Annotated in this window: 24 protein-coding genes and 1 pseudogene; 11 read left to right on the forward strand and 14 right to left on the reverse strand. The window is 67.1% G+C overall.

What is annotated here, in order from left to right:
* Positions 1-10 precede the first annotated feature (10 nt).
* Positions 11-2,398, forward strand: coding sequence for a TonB-dependent receptor (locus OGL92_RS11175; RefSeq protein ID WP_263143678.1), 2,388 nt, complete (start codon positions 11-13; stop codon positions 2,396-2,398).
* A 141-nt stretch (positions 2,399-2,539) separates the two neighbouring features.
* Here OGL92_RS11175 and OGL92_RS11180 read toward each other — a convergent pair whose 3' ends face one another.
* Positions 2,540-2,824: an antibiotic biosynthesis monooxygenase family protein gene (locus tag OGL92_RS11180; protein ID WP_263143679.1), complete on the reverse strand. Its 285-nt coding sequence runs from the start codon at positions 2,822-2,824 to the stop codon at positions 2,540-2,542.
* Between the two features lie 8 nt (positions 2,825-2,832).
* The gene (locus OGL92_RS11185; RefSeq protein WP_263143680.1) at positions 2,833-3,570 is read right to left on the reverse strand and encodes an SDR family oxidoreductase; all 738 of its coding nucleotides are present in this window, start codon (positions 3,568-3,570) and stop codon (positions 2,833-2,835) included.
* A 292-nt stretch (positions 3,571-3,862) separates the two neighbouring features.
* Here OGL92_RS11185 and OGL92_RS11190 point away from each other — a divergent pair, with 292 nt between their 5' ends.
* Positions 3,863-4,801, forward strand: coding sequence for an AraC family transcriptional regulator (locus tag OGL92_RS11190; protein WP_263143681.1), 939 nt, complete (start codon positions 3,863-3,865; stop codon positions 4,799-4,801).
* Between the two features lie 211 nt (positions 4,802-5,012).
* Positions 5,013-5,912, forward strand: coding sequence for a D-alanyl-D-alanine endopeptidase (pbpG, locus tag OGL92_RS11195; protein WP_263143739.1), 900 nt, complete (start codon positions 5,013-5,015; stop codon positions 5,910-5,912).
* 754 nt (positions 5,913-6,666) lie between these two features.
* Here pbpG and OGL92_RS11200 read toward each other — a convergent pair.
* The 5 genes from OGL92_RS11200 to trpB all read right to left on the reverse strand — a co-directional run bounded on the left by OGL92_RS11200 (position 6,667) and on the right by trpB (position 13,289).
* Positions 6,667-9,108 (reverse strand): TonB-dependent receptor, encoded by a 2,442-nt coding sequence (locus tag OGL92_RS11200; protein ID WP_263143682.1) that lies wholly within the window; start codon positions 9,106-9,108, stop codon positions 6,667-6,669.
* Positions 9,109-9,217: 109 nt separating this feature from the next.
* Positions 9,218-10,138, reverse strand: a complete 921-nt coding sequence (locus tag OGL92_RS11205; RefSeq protein WP_263143683.1) for a FecR domain-containing protein — start codon at positions 10,136-10,138, stop codon at positions 9,218-9,220.
* Positions 10,135-10,650, reverse strand: coding sequence for a sigma-70 family RNA polymerase sigma factor (locus OGL92_RS11210; RefSeq protein WP_263143684.1), 516 nt, complete (start codon positions 10,648-10,650; stop codon positions 10,135-10,137). Before OGL92_RS11210 ends, OGL92_RS11205 begins: the two co-directional genes overlap by 4 nt.
* Positions 10,651-11,271: 621 nt before the next feature.
* Complete coding sequence (trpA, locus tag OGL92_RS11215; protein ID WP_263143685.1) at positions 11,272-12,081, reverse strand: tryptophan synthase subunit alpha; 810 nt, start codon at positions 12,079-12,081, stop codon at positions 11,272-11,274.
* The gene (trpB, locus tag OGL92_RS11220) at positions 12,078-13,289 is read right to left on the reverse strand and encodes a tryptophan synthase subunit beta (RefSeq protein ID WP_263143686.1); all 1,212 of its coding nucleotides are present in this window, start codon (positions 13,287-13,289) and stop codon (positions 12,078-12,080) included. Before trpB ends, trpA begins: the two co-directional genes overlap by 4 nt.
* Positions 13,290-13,459: 170 nt before the next feature.
* On the opposite strand from trpB, the gene OGL92_RS11225 reads away from it, so the two are divergent.
* Positions 13,460-14,377, forward strand: coding sequence for a LysR family transcriptional regulator (locus OGL92_RS11225; RefSeq protein WP_263143687.1), 918 nt, complete (start codon positions 13,460-13,462; stop codon positions 14,375-14,377).
* 103 nt (positions 14,378-14,480) lie between these two features.
* Here the strand turns inward: OGL92_RS11225 and OGL92_RS11230 are convergent, their stop codons facing one another.
* A complete protein-coding gene (locus OGL92_RS11230; protein ID WP_263143688.1) occupies positions 14,481-14,804 on the reverse strand; it encodes a DUF883 family protein in 324 nt (107 codons plus the stop codon).
* 154 nt (positions 14,805-14,958) lie between these two features.
* Here OGL92_RS11230 and OGL92_RS11235 point away from each other — a divergent pair, with 154 nt between their 5' ends.
* The 4 genes from OGL92_RS11235 to OGL92_RS11250 all read left to right on the forward strand — a co-directional run bounded on the left by OGL92_RS11235 (position 14,959) and on the right by OGL92_RS11250 (position 17,312).
* On the forward strand, positions 14,959-15,174 hold the full coding sequence (locus OGL92_RS11235; protein WP_263143689.1) for a dodecin: 216 nt from the start codon (positions 14,959-14,961) through the stop codon (positions 15,172-15,174).
* A 124-nt stretch (positions 15,175-15,298) separates the two neighbouring features.
* Entirely contained in the window at positions 15,299-15,523 is a 225-nt protein-coding gene (locus OGL92_RS11240) for a DUF1161 domain-containing protein (RefSeq protein WP_263143690.1), read from the forward strand.
* Between the two features lie 273 nt (positions 15,524-15,796).
* Complete coding sequence (locus OGL92_RS11245; RefSeq protein WP_263143691.1) at positions 15,797-16,795, forward strand: LLM class flavin-dependent oxidoreductase; 999 nt, start codon at positions 15,797-15,799, stop codon at positions 16,793-16,795.
* Positions 16,796-16,886: 91 nt separating this feature from the next.
* The gene (locus OGL92_RS11250) at positions 16,887-17,312 is read left to right on the forward strand and encodes an OsmC family protein (protein WP_346659496.1); all 426 of its coding nucleotides are present in this window, start codon (positions 16,887-16,889) and stop codon (positions 17,310-17,312) included.
* 43 nt (positions 17,313-17,355) lie between these two features.
* On the opposite strand, the gene OGL92_RS11255 is transcribed toward OGL92_RS11250, so the two are convergent.
* A complete protein-coding gene (locus tag OGL92_RS11255; protein WP_263143693.1) occupies positions 17,356-17,787 on the reverse strand; it encodes a hypothetical protein in 432 nt (143 codons plus the stop codon).
* 55 nt (positions 17,788-17,842) lie between these two features.
* Complete coding sequence (locus tag OGL92_RS11260; RefSeq protein ID WP_263143694.1) at positions 17,843-18,256, reverse strand: hypothetical protein; 414 nt, start codon at positions 18,254-18,256, stop codon at positions 17,843-17,845.
* A 70-nt stretch (positions 18,257-18,326) separates the two neighbouring features.
* Here OGL92_RS11260 and OGL92_RS11265 point away from each other — a divergent pair, with 70 nt between their 5' ends.
* Both OGL92_RS11265 and OGL92_RS11270 read left to right on the forward strand, forming a co-directional pair.
* Positions 18,327-19,448: an aminopeptidase gene (locus OGL92_RS11265; RefSeq protein ID WP_263143695.1), complete on the forward strand. Its 1,122-nt coding sequence runs from the start codon at positions 18,327-18,329 to the stop codon at positions 19,446-19,448.
* A gap of 30 nt (positions 19,449-19,478) precedes the next feature.
* Positions 19,479-19,709: a DUF1161 domain-containing protein gene (locus OGL92_RS11270; protein WP_263143696.1), complete on the forward strand. Its 231-nt coding sequence runs from the start codon at positions 19,479-19,481 to the stop codon at positions 19,707-19,709.
* A gap of 217 nt (positions 19,710-19,926) precedes the next feature.
* Here the strand turns inward: OGL92_RS11270 and OGL92_RS11275 are convergent, their stop codons facing one another.
* From OGL92_RS11275 to OGL92_RS11285, 3 genes are all read right to left on the reverse strand, one after another.
* Positions 19,927-20,571 carry an HAD family hydrolase gene (locus tag OGL92_RS11275; RefSeq protein WP_263143697.1) on the reverse strand — a complete coding sequence of 215 codons (645 nt, stop codon included), beginning with the start codon at positions 20,569-20,571 and terminating at the stop codon, positions 19,927-19,929.
* Between the two features lie 269 nt (positions 20,572-20,840).
* On the reverse strand, positions 20,841-21,362 hold the full coding sequence (locus tag OGL92_RS11280) for a hypothetical protein (RefSeq protein ID WP_263143698.1): 522 nt from the start codon (positions 21,360-21,362) through the stop codon (positions 20,841-20,843).
* A complete protein-coding gene (locus OGL92_RS11285; RefSeq protein ID WP_263143699.1) occupies positions 21,355-22,182 on the reverse strand; it encodes a hypothetical protein in 828 nt (275 codons plus the stop codon). Before OGL92_RS11285 ends, OGL92_RS11280 begins: the two co-directional genes overlap by 8 nt.
* A gap of 423 nt (positions 22,183-22,605) precedes the next feature.
* On the opposite strand from OGL92_RS11285, the pseudogene OGL92_RS11290 reads away from it, so the two are divergent.
* Positions 22,606-23,027, forward strand: a pseudogene (locus tag OGL92_RS11290) (NUDIX hydrolase).
* A 10-nt stretch (positions 23,028-23,037) separates the two neighbouring features.
* Here OGL92_RS11290 and OGL92_RS11295 read toward each other — a convergent pair.
* Positions 23,038-23,580, reverse strand: coding sequence for a gamma carbonic anhydrase family protein (locus OGL92_RS11295; RefSeq protein ID WP_263143700.1), 543 nt, complete (start codon positions 23,578-23,580; stop codon positions 23,038-23,040).
* Positions 23,581-23,682: the final 102 nt, after the last annotated feature.

Consider the following 23,682-nt stretch of genomic DNA (forward strand, 5'->3'; position numbering starts at 1 on the left):
AACCCCTCGTATGGCTCACCCTTCTTCTCCGCTGCACCGCGGTTTGTTTCTCGCCTCGCTGATCGCTGGCGCCAGTCCGCTGGCCATGGCCGCCGAGCAGGCCGCCGTCGAGTTGCACATCGCGCCGCACAGCCTGGACAGCACCCTGACCCAGTTCGCCGATCAGGCCGGTCTGCACCTGCTGTTCAATTCCGAGGATATCCAGGGCCTGCGCAGCAGCGGTCTGGACGGTCGCTACACCCCGGACGAGGCGCTGCGCCGCCTGCTCGACGGCAGCGGGATGAGCTGGCGCTTCACCGACGAGCGTACGGTGCTGCTGCAGCCCCAGGCGCGCGCGGAGGAGGCCGCGCTCAACCTGGCCTCGACGCAAATCAGCGTGGCGGCGCGCACCCCCACCGATATCGGCTCGATCCCCGGCACTGTCTGGGTGCTGGAGCAGGCTCAATTGCGCGAACAGCTCGACACCGGGGTCAGCCTCAAGGAAGCGGTGGGCAAGCTGGTGCCGGGCCTCGACCTGGCGCCGGAAGGCCGCACCAATTACGGCCAGAACATGCGCGGGCGCAACGTGCTGCTGATGATCGACGGGGTCAGCCAGAACAGCTCGCGAGGTCTGTCGCGCCAGTTCGACAGCATTTCGCCGTTCAACGTCGAGCGCGTCGAGGTGCTGTCCGGCGCCAGCGCCTTGTACGGCGGCGGCGCCACCGGCGGCATCATCAACCTCATCACCAAGAAGGGGGCCGCCGGCGCGGCCCGTTTCGAGACGCAGGCGGGCGCCAGCAGCGGTTTCAACAACAGCGACGACCTGTCCACCCGCCTGGCCCAGTCGGTGAGCGGCGGCAACGACCGTATCAGCGCGCGCCTGGGCGTGTCGGCGGAAAAGAGCGAAGCCTTCTATGACGGCGCCGGCGAGCAGATCTTCATCGATAACACCCAGACCGACCTGCAGTACAACCGCACCCTGGATGTGATGGGCAACCTTTCCGCGCAGCTCAGCGACGCGCAGAGCCTCGACCTGCTGGCGCAGTATTACGATTCGGGCAACGACGGCAGCACGGGCATCTACTTTCCACACCTGAACGACAAGGCGCCGTCGAGCCTGGACGATGCCGAGGTCCGCAGCGGGCTGGATACCGACCTGGAACCCCGCACCCGCCGCCTGTTGCTCAACGCCAATTACCACCATGCCGATGTGCTCGGCCAGGACTTCTACCTGCAGGCCTACTACCGCAAGGAAGACGACAACTTCTACCCGTTTCCCTACTACAACAGCGGTGGCCCGGTCGGCAGCAAAGGCGTGTACTTCGCCGCCTCGCAGCAGAACTTCGAGGTCAGCGGCCTGAAGGGCCTGTTCAGCAAGCAGTGGGATCGCGTCAAGTTGACCTACGGCGTGGACCTCGACCACGAGCGCTTCAACGCCGAACAGAAGACCTTCGACTCACTGATCTCTTCGGAAAGCGGCGGCCTGGACCTGAGCACCCTGAGTACCGCGCCGCGCTATCCCAGCTATGTCGTCGACGGCCTGTCGGCCTATGGCCAACTGGACTGGAAGGCCACCGACGGCCTGACCGTCTCCGGCGGCGCGCGGCACCAGAAGATGGACGTCGAGGTGAGCGACTTCAAGAACGTCCCCGGCGGCGACAACGATTACCAGGTCAGCCTGTACAACCTCGGCGCCATCTACGACTTCAAGAACGGCCACCAGGCGTGGAGCAACTACAGCGAAGGCTTCGACCTGCCCGATCCGGCCAAGTACTACGGCAAGGCCGGCCTGTCGGTGGACGACAACCCGCTGGCCGGTATCAAGAGCCGCCAGGTGGAACTGGGCTGGCGCTATGCCGACCCGCACTGGCAGGCGCAAACCGCGGTGTACTACATCTGGTCCGACAAGGTGATCACCACCGACCAGGCCACCCTGACCATCGACGTGATCGACAACAAGAGCCGCGACTTCGGGTTCGAGGGCGCGCTGACCCGTTACTTCGACAACGGCTGGCAGGGCGGCACCACGCTGCACCTGGTGCGCTCCCAGGAAGAGGATGCCGATGGCGACTGGATCAAGCGCGATGCCCGCTATGCGTCGCTCTCCAAATCCACCGCCTTCGTCGGCTGGGGGGACGGGCAGAACAGCGCGCGGCTGCAGGCCAATCGCGCCTTCAGCCTGAAGGACGACGCCGACCACGAAATCGATGGCTACACCACCTTCGACCTGATGGGCGAACGCCAGACCGGGTTCGGCACCTTCAGCGCGGGAATCCAGAACCTGCTGGACAAGCACTACAGCACCGTCTGGGGGCAACGCGCGACCTTGTTCTATTCGCCGACCTTCGGGCCGGCCTATCTGTATGACTACCAAGGCCGCGGGCGCACCTTCACCCTGGGTTGGCGCGTGGAGTACTGAGGCGGAAAAGCGCGGCGCCGCTATCCGAAAGGCCCGGTTGACCAGGCGCGGGTCGCCCCGCAACCGGTGGAAATGCGCCGCGACAGCCCGCGAGTCCAGGCGCCCGAGCCGCCGGTTTTTGGCCGCGCGGCGCGGGTCCGTTCAGCAGGCCTCCGCAGTGGTGCCGGCGCGCAGGTGCAGGCAATGGTCGCGCAGCAGTTCGTCCAGCAGCGGCGCGGCGGTCGCCGTCGCCCGCCACAGCGCCGTGGCGCTCGCCCAGTTCGCGCGCAGCCACCATTCGGCTCGGCCGGCGTCGGGCAGGTGCAGCTCGCATTCCAGGCAGCCGGGCACGTCCCGGGACAGCCGCGCCAGGCGTTGCAGCAGGGCGGCGATGGCCGCTTCGTGGCCCGGCCGGCCACGGCCGCTCAGGTACTGTTCGATGCCCATGGGAAACCTCAGAAAGGGCTGGCGGTGGGCCGCACGATGACTTCGCTGACGTCCACCTCCGGCGGTTGCTCGATGGCGTAGGCGATGGCGCGGGCCACCGCCTCGGCCGGCATGGCGATCCGCCGGAAGGCGCGCATGGCCTCGCGTCCGGTCGGATCGGAAATGCTCTCGGCCAGCTCCGAGGTGGTCACCCCGGGAGAGATCACGCTGACCCGGATGGCCTCGCCGACCTCCTGGCGCAAGCCCTCCGACAAGGCGCGCACGGCGAACTTGGTGGCGCAGTACACGGCCGCGGTCGGGCTCACCGCGTGGGCGCCGATGGACGCCAGGTTGACGAACTGGCCGCTGCCCTGGCGCTGCATCAGCGGCAATGCGGCGGCGATGCCGTAGAGCACCCCCATCAGGTTGACGTCGATCATCCGTTGCCACTCGTCCACCCGCCCCGCGTCCAGGCGCGACAGGGGCATCACCCCGGCGTTGTTCACCAGCACGTCGAGGCGGCCGAAACGCCGCGTGGCGAAGTCGACGAATTCCTGCACCTGCTCCCGCCGGGTCACGTCCAGCGCCTGGTAATCCGCTTCGCCGCCGTCCGCGCGGATCGCCTCGGCCAGCGTCCGCAGGCGTTCTTCGCGGCGCGCGCCGAGCACCAGGCGGGCACCGCGGCGGGCGAGCCAGCGCGCGGTGGCCTCGCCGATCCCGCTGCTGGCGCCGGTGATGGCCACTACCTTGCCGTCGAGTTCGTTCATGTTCGCCTTCCCCCGCAGAGGCGACGCCCGGTGCGTCGCCATGGGTTCAGCCTAGGGGTCGCGACCGGCCAGGCGGTAGGCGATTGCTGCCGCGTTCTTGCCCGATTCTGTCGCGCCGACGTCCGCATCCGTCGGAGAAGGCCGGCAGGCTCGGCGTCCGGGCCGGTACGCGTGGGCAGAATTGCCCGATCCTCCCGCGAACTTGCCCGATCCTGCCGGGCGATGGCGGGGGGTGCGGCTTTCCGCGGCCGCAACCGCTAAGCTGGTGGTTCGCACCGGCCGAGGGCTTCCCATGACGCACACAGAGGTTCAGGCGGCGCAGGCCGCCGAAGCGGCGCGGCATCGCGAACTGACCGAGCGGATAAGCCGCCATTGCCCCCAGGAAGGCTTCCACGACACCGCGGTGGAGCCCCTGACCCTGATCCGCTGCGATGCGCCGACCCAGCGAATGCACGGCGTCCACGAGCCGGCGCTGTGCCTGATCGCCCAGGGCGGCAAGGACCTGTACCTGGGCACCGAACGCTACCGCTACGATCCGCTGCATTTCCTCCTGGTCTCGGTGGCCCTGCCGGTCTGCGGGCAGGTGATCGAGGCCTCGCCTGAGCGCCCCTACCTGTGCCTGCGGCTGACCCTCGACCCCGGCGAAATCGCTCGGCTGATCGCCGACGCCGGGCTGTCCGGCGCGGCGCAACGACCCCAGGGACGCGGCCTCTACGTGCAGCGGCTGGACGAGTCGCTGCTGGACGCGGTGCTGCGCCTGTTGCGCCTGCTGGAGGCGCCCGCGGACGTACCGATGCTGGCGCCGCTGGTGATCCGGGAAATCTTCTACCGGGTGTTGCGCGGGCCTCAGGGGCACCTGCTGCACGACATCGCCATGGGCGACAGCCAGGCCTACCGGGTGACCCGCGCCATCGAGTGGTTGAACGATCACTACGGCCAGCCGCTGCGCATCGAGGACCTGGCGCGCCGGGTGAACCTCAGCGTGTCGACCCTGCACCACCGGTTCAAGGCGCTCACCGCCCTCAGCCCCTTGCAATACCAGAAGCAGCTGCGCTTGCAGGAGGCGCGGCGGCTGATGCTCTCGGAAGGGCTGGAGGCTTCCCTCGCGGGGCACCGGGTCGGCTACGGCAGCCCCTCGCAATTCAGCCGCGAATACAGCCGGCTGTTCGGCGCGCCGCCGCTCAGGGACCTGGCGGCCTTGCGCAACGGTCCGGCGACGGCCCCGGCCTGAGCCCCGCCGCGTCCGTCGGATAGGCGGGTCGCGGACCCCGGGAAAGCGTTCCCGCCGTCGCACCGGGGCGGGTATGATCCGCGACGATTCGCCGGAATTCCCTACAGACGCCCGCCGTTAGCCCGCCTGTTCGTGCATGCGGGTCGCGCCGGGCGTCTTTTCATCGATCTTTTTTCTCCAGGTGATCGTCGTGAATGTGTCCCGCCCGATCCTGAATATCTGCCTGTGCGCCGCGCTGGCCTTCGCCGGCGACCTCGCTGCCGCCGAGAAACGCGCCGCGACCGTGGCGCCGGTCCAGGAACTCGCTTCCGGCAGCGCGCTGCTGGTCGACCTGCAGACCGGCCAGACCCTCTACTCCAGCAACCCCGACCTGGTGGTGCCGATCGCCTCGGTGACCAAGCTGATGTCCGCCATGGTCGCCCTCGATGCCGGCCAGGCCCTGGACGAATCGCTGCCGGTGTTCGTCAGCGACGTCAGCCAGATGCGCGGCGTCGCCTCGCGGGTGCGCATCGGCAGCGAGATCAGCCGTCGCGAGATGCTCCTGCTGATGCTGATGTCCTCGGAAAACCGCGCCGCCGCCAGCCTCGCCCACCACTACCCGGGCGGCACGCCGGCCTTCGTCGCGGCGATGAACGCCAAGGCCAAGGCCCTGGGCATGCGCCACACCCGCTACGTCGAGCCCACCGGGCTGTCCGAGCAGAACGTCTCCAGCGCCCACGACCTGCTGCTGTTGCTCAAGGCCAGCCGCCAGTACCCGTTGATCGAGAAGTTCAGCACCACCCGCGAGCAGACCGTGGCCTTCCGCAAGCCGGCCTATACCCTGGGCTTCCGCAACACCAACCACTTGGTGCAGAAGGACGACTGGAACATCCAGCTGACCAAGACCGGCTACACCGACAAGGCCGGACACTGCCTGGTGATGCGCACCGAAATGGCCAAGCGGCCGGTGGCCTTCGTGGTACTGGACGCCTTCGGCAAGTACACCCACATGGCCGACGCCACCCGCCTGCGCCGCTGGCTGGAAACCGGCAAGGTCACGCCGATCCCGGACGCCGCGAAGAGCTACAAGCTGCAGAAAAACCTGGCGGCGCGCGCGGCCCCCGCCAGCTGACCGCGGCGCCCGCGTTCGCCGAGGCACGGCGGATCCCGAATGGCCGGACCATGCCCTTGCGGTGGTGATCCAGCCGTAGGGTGGGAAACGCCCCGCTTTCCCACCGGCGGGGTATCGGGCGGCATGGATGCAGCGATCCAGCTCGCGGTCACCGCGTGGAAAACGCTGCGCGGTTTTCCACCCTACGGCGAATGCCCGGACCGTGCCCTGGCGGTGGCGACCCAGGCGTAGGGTGGGAAACGCTCCGCTTTCCCACCGGCGGGGTATCGGGCGGCGCGGATGCAGCGATCCAGCTCGCGGCCGCCGCGTGGAAAACGCTTCGCGGTTTTCCACCCTACGGCGAATGGCCGAACCGTGCCCTTGCGGTGGCGACCCAGGCGTAGGGTGGGAAACGCTCCGCTTTCCCACCGGCGGGGCATCGGACAGCGCGGATGCAGCGGTCCAGGCTCGCGGTCACCCCGTGGAAAACGCTTCGCGGTTTTCCACCCTACGGCGAATGGCCGAACCGCGCCCTGGCGGTGGTGATCCAGGCGTAGGGTGGGAAACGCCCCGCTTTCCCACCGGCGGGGTATCGGGCAGCGCGGATGCAGCGGTCCAGCTCGCGGCCACCCCGTGGAAAACGCTTCGCGGTTTTCCACCCTACGGCGAATGTGCGGACCGCGCCCTTGCGGTGGCGACCCAACCGTAGGGTGGGAAACGCTCCGCTTTCCCACCGGGGGCGCACGGGCTGGACCCTGGCGCGCGCGGCAGGGGCTCAGAAGTCGTATTTCACCGACAACGTCAGGTTGCGCGGTTCGCCGTAGACGCTGCTCGGGGTGCTCACCGAGGAGCTGATGACGTTGTAGTACTTCTTGTCGAAGGCGTTGTTCAGGTTCAGCCGCGCGTCGATCCGGTCGGTGGGTTTGTAGCCGAGCATCAGGTCCACCAGCGAATAAGCCTCCTGCTCGATGGAGTAGGTGGCGCTCCGGTTGTAGATGCTGTTCTGCCGGTACAGCGCGCCGCCCACGCGCCAGCGCGAGAGCTCGCCGGGCAGGGTGTAGGTGGTCGAGAGCTTGAACAGGTGGCGCGGGATGTCGGTGTCGAACAACTGGCCCTCGTTGGCCTTGGTCGCATCCTTCACGTACTTGACCTCGGCGAAGGTGTAGCCGGCCGCCAGTTGCCAGTCCGGCGTCAGCGCGCCTTGCAGTTCCAGCTCGATGCCCTTGCTGCGCACCTTGCCGGCGGCCTCGTAGCAACTGGTGGTGGGGTAGCTGGCGCAGCTCGACTGGTCGTCGAGCTTCTTGGCGCGGTTTTCCTGGTCGATCTGGAAGATCGCCAGGGACGCATTGAGCGCGCCGTCGAAGTATTCGCCCTTGAGGCCCACCTCGTAGTTCTTGCCGGTGATGGGCTGGATCGGGTTGCCGCTGCCGTCGAAGTAGTTCTGCGGCTTGAAGATGTCGGTGTAGCTGACGTACACCGAATGGGTGTCGTTCAGGTCGTAGATCAGCCCCGCGTAGCGGGTGACGTTGCGGGTGATCTTCAGGGTCGGCGGCGTCGGCCTGTTGAGGTAGGGGTATACGCTGTCCAGCTCGTACCAGTCGAGCCGGCCGCCGAGGATCAGCTTGAGCGGATCGGCCAGGCTCAGGCGGGTGGTGGCGTAGACGCCGGTCTGTTCGGCGTCGGAGTCCAGCCAGTCGTACAGGTCGGGTTTGGCCGGCTTGGCGAGGGCGCCGGAATCCCAGTGGTGGACGTCGATGGCGCTGGCCAGCAGGCGGTTCGTCGCCACGTCGCCCTCGAACGTCACGGTCCGGTGGCTGGCGCCGAGCACCAGTTGGTGCTCCCGCCCCAGCAGGCTGAAGGGGCCGCTCGCGTACAGGTCGAAGCTGTTCTGCCGCTCGCGGTACTCGCCCATGCCGACCATCTGGTTGATCGTCCGGGTGCTGACGTTGACGCTCGGGTAGGTACCCAGCATGTCCAGGGCCGACCAGGTCCGCTGCGCCGACAGGTTGAGTTTCCAGCCGCTGTCCAGCGCGTGTTCGAGCCCGGCGAAGGCCGTGGTGGTGGTCCTGTCCCAGTATTCCCAGTCGTTGCTCAGGGAGGTCGAGCGGGAGAGGTGCAGGTCGCCGCCGTCGAAGTCGACGGGCACCCCGGTCCAGCCGTTGCCGTTGTAGTTGTCGTTCTGGTGCGAGGCGCTGAGGGTGAGGGTGGTGCTGTCGTTCAGGTCGGCTTCGAGGATGCCGTAGAACAGGCCGCGCTCGTTCTCCGCGACGTCGCGGAAGCTGTTCTGGTTCTGGTAGGCGGTCACCACCCGGCCGCGCAGGTTGCCGCTGTCGGTGAGCGGCCCCGAGGCGTCCACCTCGGTGCGGTAGCGGTCCCAGCTGCCGGCGCTGCCCTGCAGGCTGGCCTGGAAATCCCGGGTGGGGCGCTTGCGCACCAGGTTGATCGCCGCCGAGGGGCTGCCGGCGCCTTGCATCAGGCCGGTGGAGCCGCGCACCACCTCGACCCGGTCGTAGATCGCCATGTCCGCGGCGAGCAGGTCCTGGGACAGCCAGGAGCTGTCGAGGCTGGTGGGCAGGCCGTCGTACAGGATGTTGTCGACCGAGAACCCGCGGGAATGGTAGGTCGAGCGCTCCGGGCCGTGGCGCCGCAGGATCAACCCCGGGGTGTTCTGCACCACTTCGTTGAGGTTGCTCAGCCCCTGGTCTTCGATGCGCTGTCGGGTGATCACCGTCACCGCCTGGGGCGTTTCGCGGATCGACAGCGGCAGCTTGGTCGCCGTCTGCATCGCGCCGGTGGTGTAGGAGCGGCTGCCCTCGGTGGTGGCGCCCAGCCCGTTCGCGCTGACGGTGGTGGCGCCCAGTTCCAGCGCGTCGCCCGGCTGCGGCTTGACCAGCACGTAGCGCGTCTCGCCGGCCTGGCGGACCTGCATGCCGCTGCCCTGCAGCAGGTGGGCGAAGCCCTGGTCCAGCGCGTAGTCGCCGCGCAGCCCGGGCGAGCGCAGGCCCGCGGTCTCCTCGGCGCCGAAGCTGATCGTCACGCCGCTGGCGGCGGCGAAGCGACTGAGGGCGGCTCCCAGGTCGCCGGCGGGAATGTCGTAGCTCAGCGTCTGCGCCCACGCGGGGGCGGGCGCGGCCGCCAGCAATAGCGGGCCGGAAAGGCCCAGGGCGAGGGCGGAGAAGCGGATGCGCCGGGTGAGGCGGTGGGGACGCGGTGACATGGGGGCTCCTGTTCGGGATGGCATGGGGCGGGCGTCTGATGCGCCGTTCAGGGTGGAGCCGAAGCGGAAGCGGAAATCTGTCACCCCCCTCGCGAAAAATGTCCCTGAGTCAGGCCCCGCGGGCTTCCACCCGCACCCAATAGGGCGTCAGGCGGCGAACCCGCACCGGCAGCGAGTCCTCCAGGTTGGCCAGCGCGGCGTCGCTGTCGTCCAGGGCGAAGGCCCCCGACAGGCGCAGTCCGCCGACCTGCTCGGCGCAGCCGAGGTAGCCGGGCCGGTAGCGCGACAGCTCGGCGACCAGGTCGGCCAGGCGCCAGTCCACCGCCACCAGCATGCCGTGCGTCCAGGCCTGCGCATCGGGCGCCATGGGGCGCAGCGGGCCGGGGTGGTCGGCGGTGAACGCCAAGCTCTGGCCGGCGTCCACCCGGACGACCCGGCCCGGCGCCTGGTCCGGGCGCACCTCGACGGCATGGGCGGCCACCGCGACGCGGCTCAGGCCGTCCTCCTGGCGTACGCCGAAGCGGGTGCCGAGGGCGAGGATGCGGCCCTCGGCGGTCCGCACGCTCAGCGGCCGGGCATCTTTGGCGGTTTCCACGAGGATTTCGCCGCGGCGCAGCTGGATCAGGCGCTGGTTCGCATCGAAGCGGACATCGACCTGGGTATCGGTGTTGAGGTCGAGCCGGCTGCCATCGGCCAGGGTCAGCCGGCGGCGCTGCCCGACGCGGGTGGCATAGTCGGCGCTCCAGGGCGAGGCCCGGTAGCCCTGCCAGCCGGCCAGGCCGACGCCCAGCAGCAGCGCCAGGACCTTCAAGGCGCCGCGCCGACTGCGTCGCGCGCTTTTCAGGGTATGCGCCGTGCCCGCCGGCGCCTGCCCGAGCCGATGCTGCAACTGCTCCAGGCGGGCCCAGGCCTCGGCGTGGCGGCGGTCCGCGGACAGCCAGTTCCGCCAGTCGACGCGGGTGGCCTCGGTGGCGTCGCTGTCGTGCAGGCGCACGTACCAGTCCACCGCTTCGGCGAGTATCGCCTTCATGCGTCGTCGAGCAGCAGGCAATGCAGCAGCGCCCGGGCGAGGTGCTTGCGCACGGTGGTGACCGACACACCGACCTGGGCGGCGGCCTTCTCGTAGCTGAGCCCGTCGAGTTGCACGGCGAGGAAGATCGCCCGGGTGCGCGCGCCCAGGCCGTCGAGCAGGCGATCGATGGCCATCAGGCTGTCGAGGATCAGCGCGCGCACTTCGGCGGAAGGTTCGTACAACTCGGGACGCGCGGCCAGGGCGTCGAGGTAGGCCGTTTCCAGGCTGCGGCGCCGGTAGAGGTCGATGACCAGGCCGCGGGCGATGGTCGCCAGGTAATGCCGCGGCTCGTGCAGACTACCCGCGGTGCGGGCGAGCAACACGCGGACGAAGGTGTCCTGGGCCAGGTCGGCGGCATCGGCGCGACACGCCAGGCGCTGACGCAGCCAGCCTTGCAACCAACCGTGATGACCCCGGTAGAGCGCGTCCAGTTGCGCATGGCATGCGGTATCGGGACACACTCTGGACATCCCGCCTCCTGGAAATATTGCGAATAAGAATTTGTCGCAAGTGTACGGGCGTGGCGGGCCGTTTGGAAATGCCTGTCGGCGCGACCTCGGCTCCGGGCGACCTGGGTCGCGAGACCGACCTGGGCCGCCGCGTGGAAAACGCTTCGCGGTTTTCCACCCTACGGCTCGGGATCGCCTGCGCGGGCCGGTAGCCGTAGGGTGGGAAACGCTCCGCTTTCCCACCGGCGAAGCGGCGGGCGACCTGGGCGCTGGAAGGAGCGCACGGGCTACTGCGTGGAAAACGCTTCGCGGTTTTCCACCCTACTGCTTGGGGATCGCCCGCGCGGGCCGGGCGGCCGTAGGGTGGGAAACGCTCCGCTTTCCCACCGGCGAAGCGGCAGGCGACCTGGGTGCTGGAACGAGTGCGCGGGCTATCGCGTGGAAAACGCTTCGCGGTTTTCCACCCTACGGCTCGGGATCGCCCGTGCGGGCCGGTAGCCGTAGGGTGGGAAACGCTCCGCTTTCCCACCGACGAAGCGGCAGGCGACCTGGGCGCTGAAACGAGTGCTCGGGCTACTGCGTGGAAAACGCTTCGCGGTTTTCCACCCTACGGTTTGGAAATCGCCCGTGCGGTAGGGGCGATCAGCGGCGGGCGCTGCGGACGCCTTCGGACAGGGCCGAGCACAGGTCGAGCACGTCCTGCACCGCTTGCGCCGGGGTCGCCGCCTGGGCGATCCGGTCGATCAGCGCCGAGCCCACCACTACGCCGTCGGCCAGGCGGGCGATGGTCGCCGCGTGGTCCGGGGTGCGGATGCCGAAGCCGATGGCGATCGGCAGGTCGGTGTGGCGCTTGAGGCGCGCCACCGCCTGCTCGACGTGCTCCAGGGTCGCCGACCCGGCGCCGGTCACGCCGGCCACCGAGACGTAGTAGACGAAGCCGGAGCTGCCGTTCAGCACCTTGGGCAGGCGCTTGTCGTCGGTGGTCGGGGTGGTCAGGCGGATGAAGTCGAGGCCGGCGGCCTGGGCCGGGTCGCACAGGTCGCGGTTATGTTCCGGCGGCAGGTCGACGACGATCAGGCCGTCGACGCCGGCCGCCTTGGCGTCGGCGATGAAGCGTTCGACACCATACTTGTGGATCGGGTTGAAGTAGCCCATCAGCACCAGCGGCGTGCGCTGCTCGCCTTCGCGGAATTCGCGGACCATCCGCAGCGTCTTCGCCAGGTCCTGCCGGCCGGCCAGGGCGCGGATGTTGGCCAGCTGGATCGCCGGGCCATCGGCCATGGGGTCGGTGAAGGGCATGCCCAGTTCGATCACGTCGGCGCCGGCGCCGGGCAGGCCCTTGAGGATCGCCAGGGAGGTGGCGCAGTCCGGGTCGCCGGCGGTGACGAAGGTGACCAGGGCGGCGCGGCCCTCTTGCTTCAGCTCGGCGAAGCGGCTCTGCAGGCGGCTCATAGGTGTTCTTCCTGTTCGTCGTAGTGGTGCATGACGGTTTGCATGTCCTTGTCGCCGCGGCCCGAGAGGTTGACCACCATCAGGTGATCCTTGGGCAGGCCGGGGGCGCGCTTGAACACTTCGGCGAGGGCATGGGCGCTTTCCAGGGCCGGGATGATGCCCTCCAGGCGGCAGCATGTGTGGAAGGCGGCGAGGGCTTCCTTGTCGGTGATCGAGGTGTACTCGACGCGGCCGACGTCGTGCAGCCAGGCGTGCTCGGGGCCGATGCCGGGGTAGTCGAGGCCGGCGGAGATCGAGTGGGCGTCGATGATCTGGCCGTCTTCGTTCTGCAGCAGGAAGGTGCGGTTGCCGTGCAGCACGCCGGGCACGCCGCCGTTCAGGCTGGCCGCGTGCTGGCCGGTCTCGATGCCGTGGCCGGCCGCCTCGACGCCGATGATCTTCACGCTCTCGTCGTCGAGGAAGGGGTGGAACAGGCCCATGGCGTTGGAGCCGCCGCCGATGCAGGCGACCAGGGAGTCCGGCAGGCGGCCTTCCTGGGCGTGCATCTGGTCGCGGGTCTCGCTGCCGATCACCGCCTGGAAGTCACGCACCATGGCCGGGTAGGGGTGCGGGCCGGCGACGGTGCCGATCAGGTAGAAAGTGGAGTCGACGTTGGTCACCCAGTCGCGCAGGGCTTCGTTCATCGCGTCCTTCAGGGTGCCGGTGCCGGCGGTGACCGGAATCACCTCGGCGCCCAGCAGTTTCATGCGGAACACGTTGGCCTGCTGCCGATCGATGTCGGTGGTGCCCATGTAGATCACGCACTGCAGGCCGAAGCGCGCGGCCACGGTGGCGGTGGCCACGCCGTGCATGCCGGCGCCGGTCTCGGCGATGATGCGTCGCTTGCCCATCCGCCGGGCCAGGAGGATCTGGCCGATGCAATTGTTGATCTTGTGCGCGCCGGTGTGGTTCAGCTCTTCGCGCTTGAGGTAGATCTTCGCCCCGCCGCAGTGCTCGGTCAGGCGTTCGGCGAAATACAGCGGGCTCGGCCGGCCGACGTAGTCGCGCTGGAAGTAGGCCAGCTCCTTAGCGAAAGCCGGGTCCTGCTTGGCCTTCTCGTATTCGGCGGCGAGATCGTGGATCAGCGGCATCAGCGTCTCGGCGACGTACTGGCCGCCGAAGGTGCCGAACAGGCCATTGGCGTCGGGGCCGTTGCGGAATGAGCTCATGGTGACTCCTGCGGGTCGGTGGGGCCGCGCGGGCCAGGGCCCGGGCGACACCGTCGAAAGGTGCCTCGGCGCAGCGCGTCGCTGCGCCGTCGGATTGGGCCCATCCTACCGCGGCGGGCGCCGATGAAAAGCGATAAGATCGCCGAAATCCGTCAGGAAAACTCACCGATATGAGCCGCGACCTTCCGCCGCTGAACGCCTTGCGCGCCTTCGAGGCCACCGCCCGCCTGCTCAGCGTGACCCGTGCCGCCGACGAGCTGCACGTCACCCATGGCGCGGTCAGCCGGCAGCTACGGGCGCTGGAGGACCGCCTGGGGGTAACCCTGCTCGGCAAGGAAGGTCGAGGCATAAAACTCACCGATGCCGGTGTGCGCCTGCGCGATGCCGCCGGCGAGGCCTTCGACCGTCTCGCCCTGCTCTGCGGCGAATTACGCCGCGATGCCGGGGAGGCGTCCTTCGTCGTGGCCTGCCCCGGCAGCCTGCTGGCGCGCTGGTTCATCCCGCGGCTGGATCGCCTGCAGCGCGACCTGCCCGGGCTGCGCCTGCAGCTGTCCGCCAGCGAGGGCGAACTCGATCCCCGGCGGCCCGGCCTGGATGCGTTGCTGTGCTTCGCCGCACCACCCTGGCCGGCGGACGTGCGAGTGTACGAGCTGGCGATGGAGCGGATCGGCCCGGTGGTGTCGCCGCGGCATCCGCGCTTCGCCGACTTGCAGCGGGCCTCGGCGAGCGAATTGCTCGACGAGCCCCTGTTGCACACCCTGTCGCGGCCCCAGGCCTGGCCCCAATGGGTCGCCGCGCAGGGGCTGGCGGAGGATCGCCTGAGCCTCGGTCAGGGATTCGAACACCTCTATTACTCGCTGGAAGCCGCCATCGCAGGCCAGGGCATCGCGGTGGCACCGCAGCTCCTGGTGGCCGACGAGTTGAAGAGCGGACGACTGGAAGCGCCTTGGGGCTTCGTGGAAACGCACGCGCGGCTGGCGTTGTGGGTGCCGAGTCAGCGGACGGAAAGAGCCGGCGCTGAGGCGCAGCGGCTGGCGCGCTGGTTGGCCGACGAACTGGCGGAGGGGCAGGTCGAACCCGCCGCCTGAGCGGCCCCGTGGGCGGGACCGCAGGCGGGCGGGAATGCTCGACCTTGCCGATCGCCCGGGAGGGCGGTCGGCAGTGGGGATCGCGGCGCGGAGCCGCGAGGGGTCATTCGCTGTCGCGGAAGAACAGGTAGCCGATCAATGCGGCGGCGCCCAGGGCCATGCCCGCGGCGGCCAGCGGATGCTGGCGGGAGTAGTCGCAGGTCGCGGCACCGGCCTGGTAGGTCCTTTCCTTGACCTCTTCATAGGTGTCGCTGAGCAGATTGCGCGAGTGGCCGAGGGCGCGTTCGGCGCTCGCCTTGAGCACCTTGAGCGACTTGCGCGACTCGTCGGTGGCGTCGCCCTTGAGGCTATCCAGGGTCGAAATCAGGTTTTCGATTTCCGCTTCGATGCTGTGCAGGGATTTTTTCCGAGAATTGAACAGTGCCATCAGGCTTCTCCTTACCGGTAAGGGGTGGTGAAGAGTGGGACTGCGCCCGCACTGGAAAGTGCGGCTATCCTCAGCTGAACTTATCCGACGGTTTTTCGGACTCAACAGTACCAGCGGTCAGCGCCGCATCCCCATCTGTCTGAGGAGAACACCCATGTCGGATCACCACACGTACAAGAAAGTCGAACTGGTCGGATCGTCCGAGACCAGCATCGAGGAGGCCATCGGCAACGCACTGGCCGAAGCCTCCAAGAGCATCCAGAACATGGAGTGGTTCGAAGTCACCGAGACCCGGGGCCACATCCAGAACGGCGCGGTCGCGCATTATCAGGTCACCCTGAAAGTGGGCTTCCGCATCGTCAACAGCTGATCCGCGCGCTCCGCCAGCCGATCCTTGACGGCGGCGGAGCGAACGGGCTGTGGCGAGCGTCTGCGACGCAGCGCCTTACCGTCTGCACACGCAGACATGTGTTGTGAACGAGGGAGCGTTATCCATGAAGAAGGTACTGATGGCGGTGGGCTTGTTTTGCATGGCCGGTTCCGCCCTGGCAGCCGCCAAACCCTGTGAAGAGTTGAAGTCCGAAATCGAAGCCAAGATCAAGGCGAATGGCGCATCGTCCTATACGCTGGAAATCGTCGACAAAGGCACCGGTGGCGACAAGAAGGTGGTGGGTACCTGCGAAGCGGGCACCAAGGAAATCGTCTACCAGCGTCACTGATACGCGCGGCACCGAGCCGGGATCATGGGAGTGATGCCGGCTTTTTCATGCCTGCGAAAAAGTGGCGCGCCACGTCGTCGGCCCACGCCGTGCGCCGGACGGATAAACGCTTGTCGATCAGGCGGTTGCAGCGCCAGCGGGGGCGCCGTGCCTCCCCCAATGCGGTGTTCGTCGACGGCGCGCTTTCGCCACGACCGCTCTCTCCGACGGATCCGGGCATTGCCTTTTCCCGCCGCGGCCCCATGTGGAAGGAATGACTCGAGGAGCTCGCCCATGAAACGCCTGACCGATACCCCGTTTTCCGTTCTCGACCTGGCCCCGATCCGCGACGACGGTGGCCCGGCGCAAGCCATGCACAACTCCCTGGCCCTGGCCCAGCACGTGGAGAAGCTTGGCTTCAGCCGCTACTGGGTCGCCGAGCACCACAACATGGACGGCATCGCCAGCTCGGCCACCTCCGTGTTGCTGGGTTACCTGGCCGCCGGCACCCACCGCCTGCGCCTGGGCTCGGGCGGCGTCATGCTGCCCAACCACGCGCCGCTGGTGATCGCCGAGCAGTTCGGCACCCTCGCCACCCTCTATCCCGGCCGCATCGAACTCGGCCTGGGCCGGGCGCCCGGTGCCGACCAGGCCACCGCGCGGGCCCTGCGCCGCGAGCGGTCGGGCAGCGCCGACGACTTCCCCCAGGACGTCGAGGAGCTGCAAGCCCTGCTCGGCCCGCGGCAGCCGGGGCAGCGGGTGATCGCCATGCCCGGCGTCGATACCGGCGTGCCCATCTGGCTGCTCGGCTCGAGCCTGTTCAGCGCGCAGCTGGCCGGCGAGAAAGGCCTGCCCTACGCCTTCGCCTCGCACTTCGCGCCGCGTTACATGCATGAGGCGATCCGCGTCTATCGCAATCACTTCAAGCCTTCGGCGACCCTCGACAAGCCCTACGTGATGCTCGGCGTGCCCCTGGTGGCGGCGCCCACCGACGAAGAGGCGGAACACCTCGCCACCAGCGTCTACCAGCGCATCCTCGCCCTGATGCGCGGCGAAAGCCTGGTGCTGCGGCCGCCGGTGGAGAGCATGGCCGGCCGCTGGCTGCCCCATGAGAAAGAGGCGGTGGGCAGCTTCCTCGCCCTGGCGATGATCGGCGGCCCGGAGAAGATCCGCGCCAAGCTGGAGGTCCTGCTGGAGCAGACCGAGGCCGACGAGTTGATCTTCACCTGCGACCTCTACGAACACGCCGATCGCCTGCGCGCCTTCGACATCCTGGCCAGCCTGCGGCACTGAGGCGAGCGGTCGGTCCGGGGCGCCGAACTTATCGGCGCAACCTTCCTCTCACTCTGAACGACTCATGTACATAAGGAGAAACCGCATGGCGATCAAGAAAACCGCAACCGCTCATTGGGAAGGCGGCATCAAGGACGGCAAGGGCACGATTTCCACTCAGAGCGGCGCATTGAAGAGCAATCCCTACGGCTTCAATACCCGTTTCGAGGGCCAGCCCGGGACCAACCCCGAGGAACTGATCGGCGCCGCCCATGCCGGCTGCTTCTCCATGGCCCTGTCCCTGCAACTGGGCGAGGCCGGCATGACCGCGCAGAGCATCGACACCAAGGCCGAAGTGACCCTGGAGAAGGATGCCGAGGGTTTCACCATCACCGCGGTGCACCTGACCCTGGTGGCCAAGATTCCCGGCGCCGATCGGGAGAAGTTCCAGCAGGCGGTGGACGCGGCGAAGACCGGCTGCCCGGTCAGCAAGGTGCTGAACGCGGACATCACCCTGGAAGCGACGCTGGAAAACTGAGCCTAAACCGGCGAGGCGGCCCCGTCGGGGCCGCTTGCCAGGGTCAGATCGGCCCGCAGCGCAAAACCTCGGCCCGTGCCAGCAGACGGCGCTGGGCATCGAACAGATATCCCTGCGCCTTGAGCACCAGCGGCCGCACTTCCAGCCGGTAGCGTTGCCCGGCGACGAACCCTTCGTAACTCACCCGCAATTGGCAGGTGATCTGCATCGACTCGCTGACGCCGTCACGGCTGGCGCTGTTCACTTCGTATTGATAACGCACCTGCAATTCGTGGGCGCCCGGCGCGACCTGGAAATAACGGGCGTCGCCGGCCGGTTGCCCGTCCTGGCGGGTGGCGCTGACGGTCTGCCCCGGCGTGGCATAGACGTCGATCCAGGCCTGTTGGGGGTCCGGCGTCGGCAGGGTCGAGCTGGCGCAGGCGCTCAGGCCGAGCGCGATCAGCGGAAAAACGCGGTGGATGGAAGCGCGGCTCATCGGATGATCCCTCGTGGAAAAACACCGAGCATACGCGAGCGTCGCCGCCGCCCGGTCAGACATCGCCGCAGCGGCCCTCCCGCCCGCGCGCCACCGCATTGCCGCTTTCGTCGTACAACTGCGCCCAGGGCCGGAAACCGAAGCTGCCGGTGGCCAGCCGATAGCGTCGCCCGGCATCGAACCCGTCGTAGTCCAGGGTCAGCAGGCAGGTGCGCGACAGGCCCGCGCTATCCGGACCGACGTTGGCCGGGTCGACGTCGAATTGCAGCCGTACCTGCAAGGCGTGTTCGCCCGGGGTGACCTGGAAGTAGCGATCGTCCTCCAGCGGACGCTCGTCCACCTCGGTGGCTTGCAGGGTATTGCCGGCCTTGTCGTGGAGTTCGATCCAGGCCTGGTCGGGGTCCGGGCGTGGCAGCAGGGAACAGGCGCCGAGCGCCGGGAACAGGCAGTACAGCAAGGGCTTGCGCATGATTTTTCTCCCAAGAGGGGGCGGCTGCGCCGGGCTGGAGAGACGCCGCGAGTTCGGGTAGGGTCGGCGGATGATCCCCGCCCGCTTCGTTGCCTCTCTCGACCTTCCCCGCCGCCTCGCGGTTCCGCTGGCGCTCGCCGCCCTGCTGAACGGCTGCGCCAGCCTCGACTACTACGCCCACCTGGCCCAGGGGCAGTTCGACCTGCTGCGCGTCCGACAGCCGATCGCCGAGGTCCTCGCCGAGCACCCGCAGGATCCCGTGCTGCAACGGCGTCTGGGGCTGGCCGTGCAGGCGCGCGCCTTCGCCAGCGCCCGGCTGGGCTTGCCGGACAACCGCAGTTATCGGCTGTACGCCGATATCCACCGGCCGTTCGTGGTGTGGAACCTGTTCGCCACCGAAGCCTATTCCCTGACCCCGCGCCTGCAGTGTTTCCCCATCGCCGGCTGCGTCGCCTACCGGGGGTACTACCAGCCCGGTCGCGCGCGCGGTGCCGCCGCGCTGCTGCGCCAGGAAGGCCTGGACACCTACATCGGCGGTGTCGAGGCCTATTCCACCCTGGGCTGGTTCGACGATCCTATCCTCAGCCCGATGCTGCGCTGGGACGACGATCGCCTGGCCTCGGTGATCTTCCACGAGCTGGCGCACCAGCGCTTCTACCTGCGCGACGACACCGCCTTCAATGAGTCCTTCGCCAGCTTCGTCGAGCAGGAGGGGCTGCGCCAGTGGCACCGCGACCGTGGCCTGGCGGAAGCCGAGGACGGGCGCGCCCGGCGGAGCGCGGCGTTCACCGCACTGGTCCTGGCGTGTCGCGAACGGCTGGAAGCGCTCTACGCCAGCGGCCTGCCGGAGGCCGCGATGGGCGTCGCCAAGCAAGCCGAGTTCGATCGCCTGCGGCGCGACTACCGCACCCTGCGCGACGAACACTGGCAAGGCTATAGCGGCTACGACACCTGGATCGAGGGTCCGCTGAACAACGCCAAGTTGTTGCCGTTCGGCCTCTACGATCAATGGGTGCCGGCGTTCGCCGCGCTGTTCGCCGAGGTCGACGGCGATTGGCCGCGCTTCTATGGACGGGTCGAGGCGCTCGGCGAGCTGTCCGACGCCTCGCGCCAGCGCGCTCTGGAGAGGTTGGCCGGCCGCGCGACGAACTCGCCGCCCGCGGCCCCGGTCGAACGCTCAGGAGCGACCTGAAACGCCAGGCGCCCTTCACAAGGAAAGATCATGAAGACGTTCGTCGTTGCCGCCCTGCTCGCCCTGGCCGCCCCCTCGCTGTGGGCGGCGCCGAAAGACTGCGAAGCGCTCAAGCAGGAAATCGAGGTGAAGATCCAGTCCACCGGCGCCACCAGCTACACCCTGGAAATCGTCCCCGCCGCCGAGGTGAAGGACCCCAACATGGTGGTCGGCAGCTGCGCCTACGGCACCCGGAAGATCATCTACCAGCGCAACGGCTGAGCCCGGCATGTCCGGCGGGCCGTCGGACATCGCTCGGACTCGCGCCTATCGGGCGGCAGTCGATGGCTTGCGCCTATTCCCGGCAGAGCGGCGATCTGGTTTCGCAACGATCCCGTCGAGTCAGGTGCCCCTCGGGTTCGGGCATGAGCTCAGGCGCAACGGTCCGTGAAAGCCCGCTCGCTGGCGCCGCCTGGGTCTTTCAGGGCGCCCCACGGTGTCAGACCAGCGCCCGGTGCAGCGCGTCCAGGGTCGCGAAGTAATGCTGCGGGGCTTCCGCCAGCAATTCTTCCCGGCTGCCGAAGCCGTAGCCCACGCCGGCGGCGTGCAAGCCGTTGTGCCGCGCGCCGATCAGGTCGTGCTTGCGGTCGCCGATCATCAGGGTTTGCGTCGGGTCCAGCGCTTCCTCGGCCAGCAAGTGGGCGATCAGCTCGCGTTTGTCGGCGCGGGCGCCGTCCAGCTCGCTGCCGTAGATGACCTTGAAGTGCCGGGCGAAGTCGAAGTGCCGGGCGATTTCCCGGGCGAAGACCCAGGGCTTGGAGGTGGCGATGTAGAGCGTCCGGCCTTGCGCGCTCAGGGCCTCGAGCAACTCGTTCACTCCGGCATAAACACTGTTCTCGTAGAGCCCGGTGACCTTGAAGCGCTCGCGGTAATACCCCACCGCCTCCCAGGCCTTGGCCTCGTCGAAGCCGTAGGTGTGCATGAACGCCTGTAGCAACGGCGGCCCGATGAAATGTTCCAGCTTGGCAAGATCCGGCTCGTCGATGCCCAGCCGCCCCAGGGCGAACTGGATCGAACGGGTGATGCCCAGGCGCGGGTCGGTGAGGGTGCCGTCGAGATCGAAGAGCAGGGTCTGGTAAGCCATGGCGATTGACAGGTGGTGGCGAGAAAAGCCGCATCTTAGCGGTTTGAGTCGTGCATGAGTCGACGTGCCACGAGGAAGGAATCGCGACGAGGCGTCCACTGATGCCGAATCATCTGCGCGGGAACCCTCGGTTCCGAACGAAAGAGCCTGCGCTCGGTGATGCCGCGTTTAGAACAGGCTCAGACTGCTCATTTTACAGCAGATAAACTCCGCTTCTTCGTCTGTTTTGGCCTTGCCTGTCGTTCGCGCGGTGATTGTTCGTACGGATCCTACTCGTAACTTTTCAGATGCTCTCTGACGTTTTTCAGGGTTTGCGCATCGGGTGCAGGGTTGTTGCGAGGGTTGAAGTCTTTATCCAAAGAGCAGGAATAAGGATTTCTCTGATGCTCATAATCGCTCTGCGTAGAGTACGCATTGGCTACCCAGCCATCTACATAACCGGGTTCTTTCCCATGGCTCAGAGTGACAATCTTTACCTTGCAGTGCTTGGAAGAAGGCGACAGAAAATAAGTAATGGAATGTCCGCTTTCGTCGTGCTTCTCCTGCGCGGGCTGATAGCTCGCGGCGTCGCAGGCGAGGTAATCGGAATGCCAAGATAGCTGCCTTTCTGCGACCAGCAAGGTGCCGTTGCATCCCCTGCCCATGCTTTGATATCGACCTTGGAAGAAAGAAGCGTCGTAGACGACTTCTCGGTAGAGATCCGTATAGAAGTCTGGCATCGTATTTTCTTGGGCATAGACAACAGTCGGGAAACGCAGGGCTGCCAGATAAAATAGAGCCGATTTATTCATGATAATTTTCCAGCAAATTTCTGATAAATATGAGTTTTGCACCGTAGTGGGCGTCGCCGGAAACATTATAGAGAGCGGCAAGCGACGCGGCATCCAGCGGCTCGGTTCTATAGATCATCATTTTGCGGACGGCAGGCTGATAGCGCAGTCGGTCTCCGAGCTGAAGACGATTGGGGTGCTTTTCCGGATTAAGGCGAATGAGGGTATCAATCGTACTTTCCGTTGCTTTGGCGAGCTTGGCATAGCTATTTAAGTCCCGGGAAATTTCGACTTCCTTTATATCTTTATCCTGTACGAATGTCGCCGTCGCAAAGGTACAACTATTCATTAAGATATAGGCTGTGGCCGCGATGATATTCTCTTTCGGATTGGCCCGTATATTGGCGATATTCAGGTATCGATACTCGGGGGGAATTATGAGCTCGGCTATTGCTTTCCAATGCGCGTCGTGCCCCAAGACGTCGTCTATGGCTCTGTCGCCGGAATTACCGATTTGCATCGGACGGCTGTTCCACTGGGTGTTATTTTGTACCGCATGCACTTCGGTACAGGCTATGGTTTTCAACCATATTGCGTCGATCATGGGCGAGCATGAATAAGGATAGGGCTGAGGGCTTTGCCTGGCGAGGTGGTAGGTATTAAATGCTGCTGAAATTTCGCAAAAAAGGGGATCGTGTTGATGCCATTGTGGATGCCTCTTCAGTGAAGTTGCGCGATCGAATTTCCAGATATCCAATTTGTCCGCTGAGGCATTGTATTTGAATCGTGTTACCGGATTTCTTGTGCGTACATGGACTTGAATGTTTTCAATGCTTTCCACGTAAACTCCTCCCTGTAAACAAACGGCGTTGACTGAATCGTTCAGCCAGGCGGCGATTTTACCGCTTTGATTTCGCTCCTTACTGTGAGGACTGCCACAGTCATGTCATGGGTTGTAGCGGGCGAGGAGCGCTTGCCACGTTTGGGTTCGCCGTCGAAGGACGGCGGAGCCTGATGCCGGTGGCCGTTTCGCTGAGTTCCAGGCGAACCGTTCGGTTATCGCCCGCCACGATCAAGCCGATTCGGCTCGATCCGCGTATGGCTGGCTGCGAAGTCGATCCCGTTCCCCCGGCGTTGGCTTCTGTGCGAGCGGCGCGCCGGTTGGTGGCGCTTCGGGATCGGCTCCGCCGCCCGTGGCCGTGGCGAATGCCTCAGCGGGTTCGAGGGGTATCCTGCGGCGGAGCCCTTTTTGCAGGTATCACGAATGATCGTTCCCCCCTTCAACGGCGCCAAGCTCGCCCTGCTGCTGGCGGACCGCATCCTGGTCTATCGGCGCGACGACAAGGCCGGCATTCCCTACCCCGACCATTGGGATCTGCCCGGCGGCGGCCGCGAGGGCGAGGAAAGCCCGGCGCAGTGCGCGCTGCGCGAGCTGGAGGAGAGTTCGCCCTGCGCCTGGCGCCGGAGCGGCTGTACTGGCAGCGACGCTACGCGGGCGTGCGGCCGCGAGCGTTGCCGAGCTATTTCCTGGTGGCGGACCTCACCGCCGCTGAGGTCGAGGCGATCCGCTTCGGTGAGGAGGGCCAGTTCTGGGAACTGATGGCCATCGATACCTTCCTCGAGCATCCCGAGGCGGTGCCCTATCTCCAGGCCCGGCTGCGCGACTACCTGGCGCAGCGCGGTTGAGGCCGCGCCGTCAGCGGTCGTAGCCCTCGGCCAGGTGCAGGTCCTTGAGTTTCACGTAGTTGCCCGCGGTGTAGGCGAAGAAGGCGCGCTCCTTCTCGGTCAGCGGCCGCACCTGCTTCACCGGGCTGCCGACGTAGAGGAAGCCGCTCTCCAGGCGCTTGCCCGGCGGCACCAGGCTGCCGGCGCCGATGATCACCTCGCTCTCCACCACCGCGCCGTCCATGACGATGCTGCCCATGCCGACCAGGATGCGGTCGCCGAGGGTGCAGCCGTGCAGGGTCACCTTGTGGCCGACGGTGACCTCGTCGCCGAGGGTCAGCGGGAAGCCGGCGGGGTTGAAGGGGCCGGCGTGGGTGATGTGCAGGACGCTGCCGTCCTGGATGCTGGTGCGCGCGCCGATGTGGATGCGCTGCATGTCGCCACGGATCACCGTGAGCGGCCAGACCGAGCTGTCCTCGCCCAGGGTCACGTCGCCGATGACCACGGCGGAGGCGTCGACGAACACCCGTTCGCCGAGCTGGGGCGCCTGGCCCCGGTAATTCCGAATCGTCACGATAGAAACCTCTCGGGCTGCGGTGTCAGCCGATTCTAAATTAAGATGCGGGCCATGCAGGGTGTGAGAACGCCACCGGGTTGTGGTCACACCCTTACTCTT

It is taken from the genome of Pseudomonas sp. RIT-PI-AD, from assembly GCF_025642785.1.
GTDB lineage: Bacteria > Pseudomonadota > Gammaproteobacteria > Pseudomonadales > Pseudomonadaceae > Pseudomonas_T.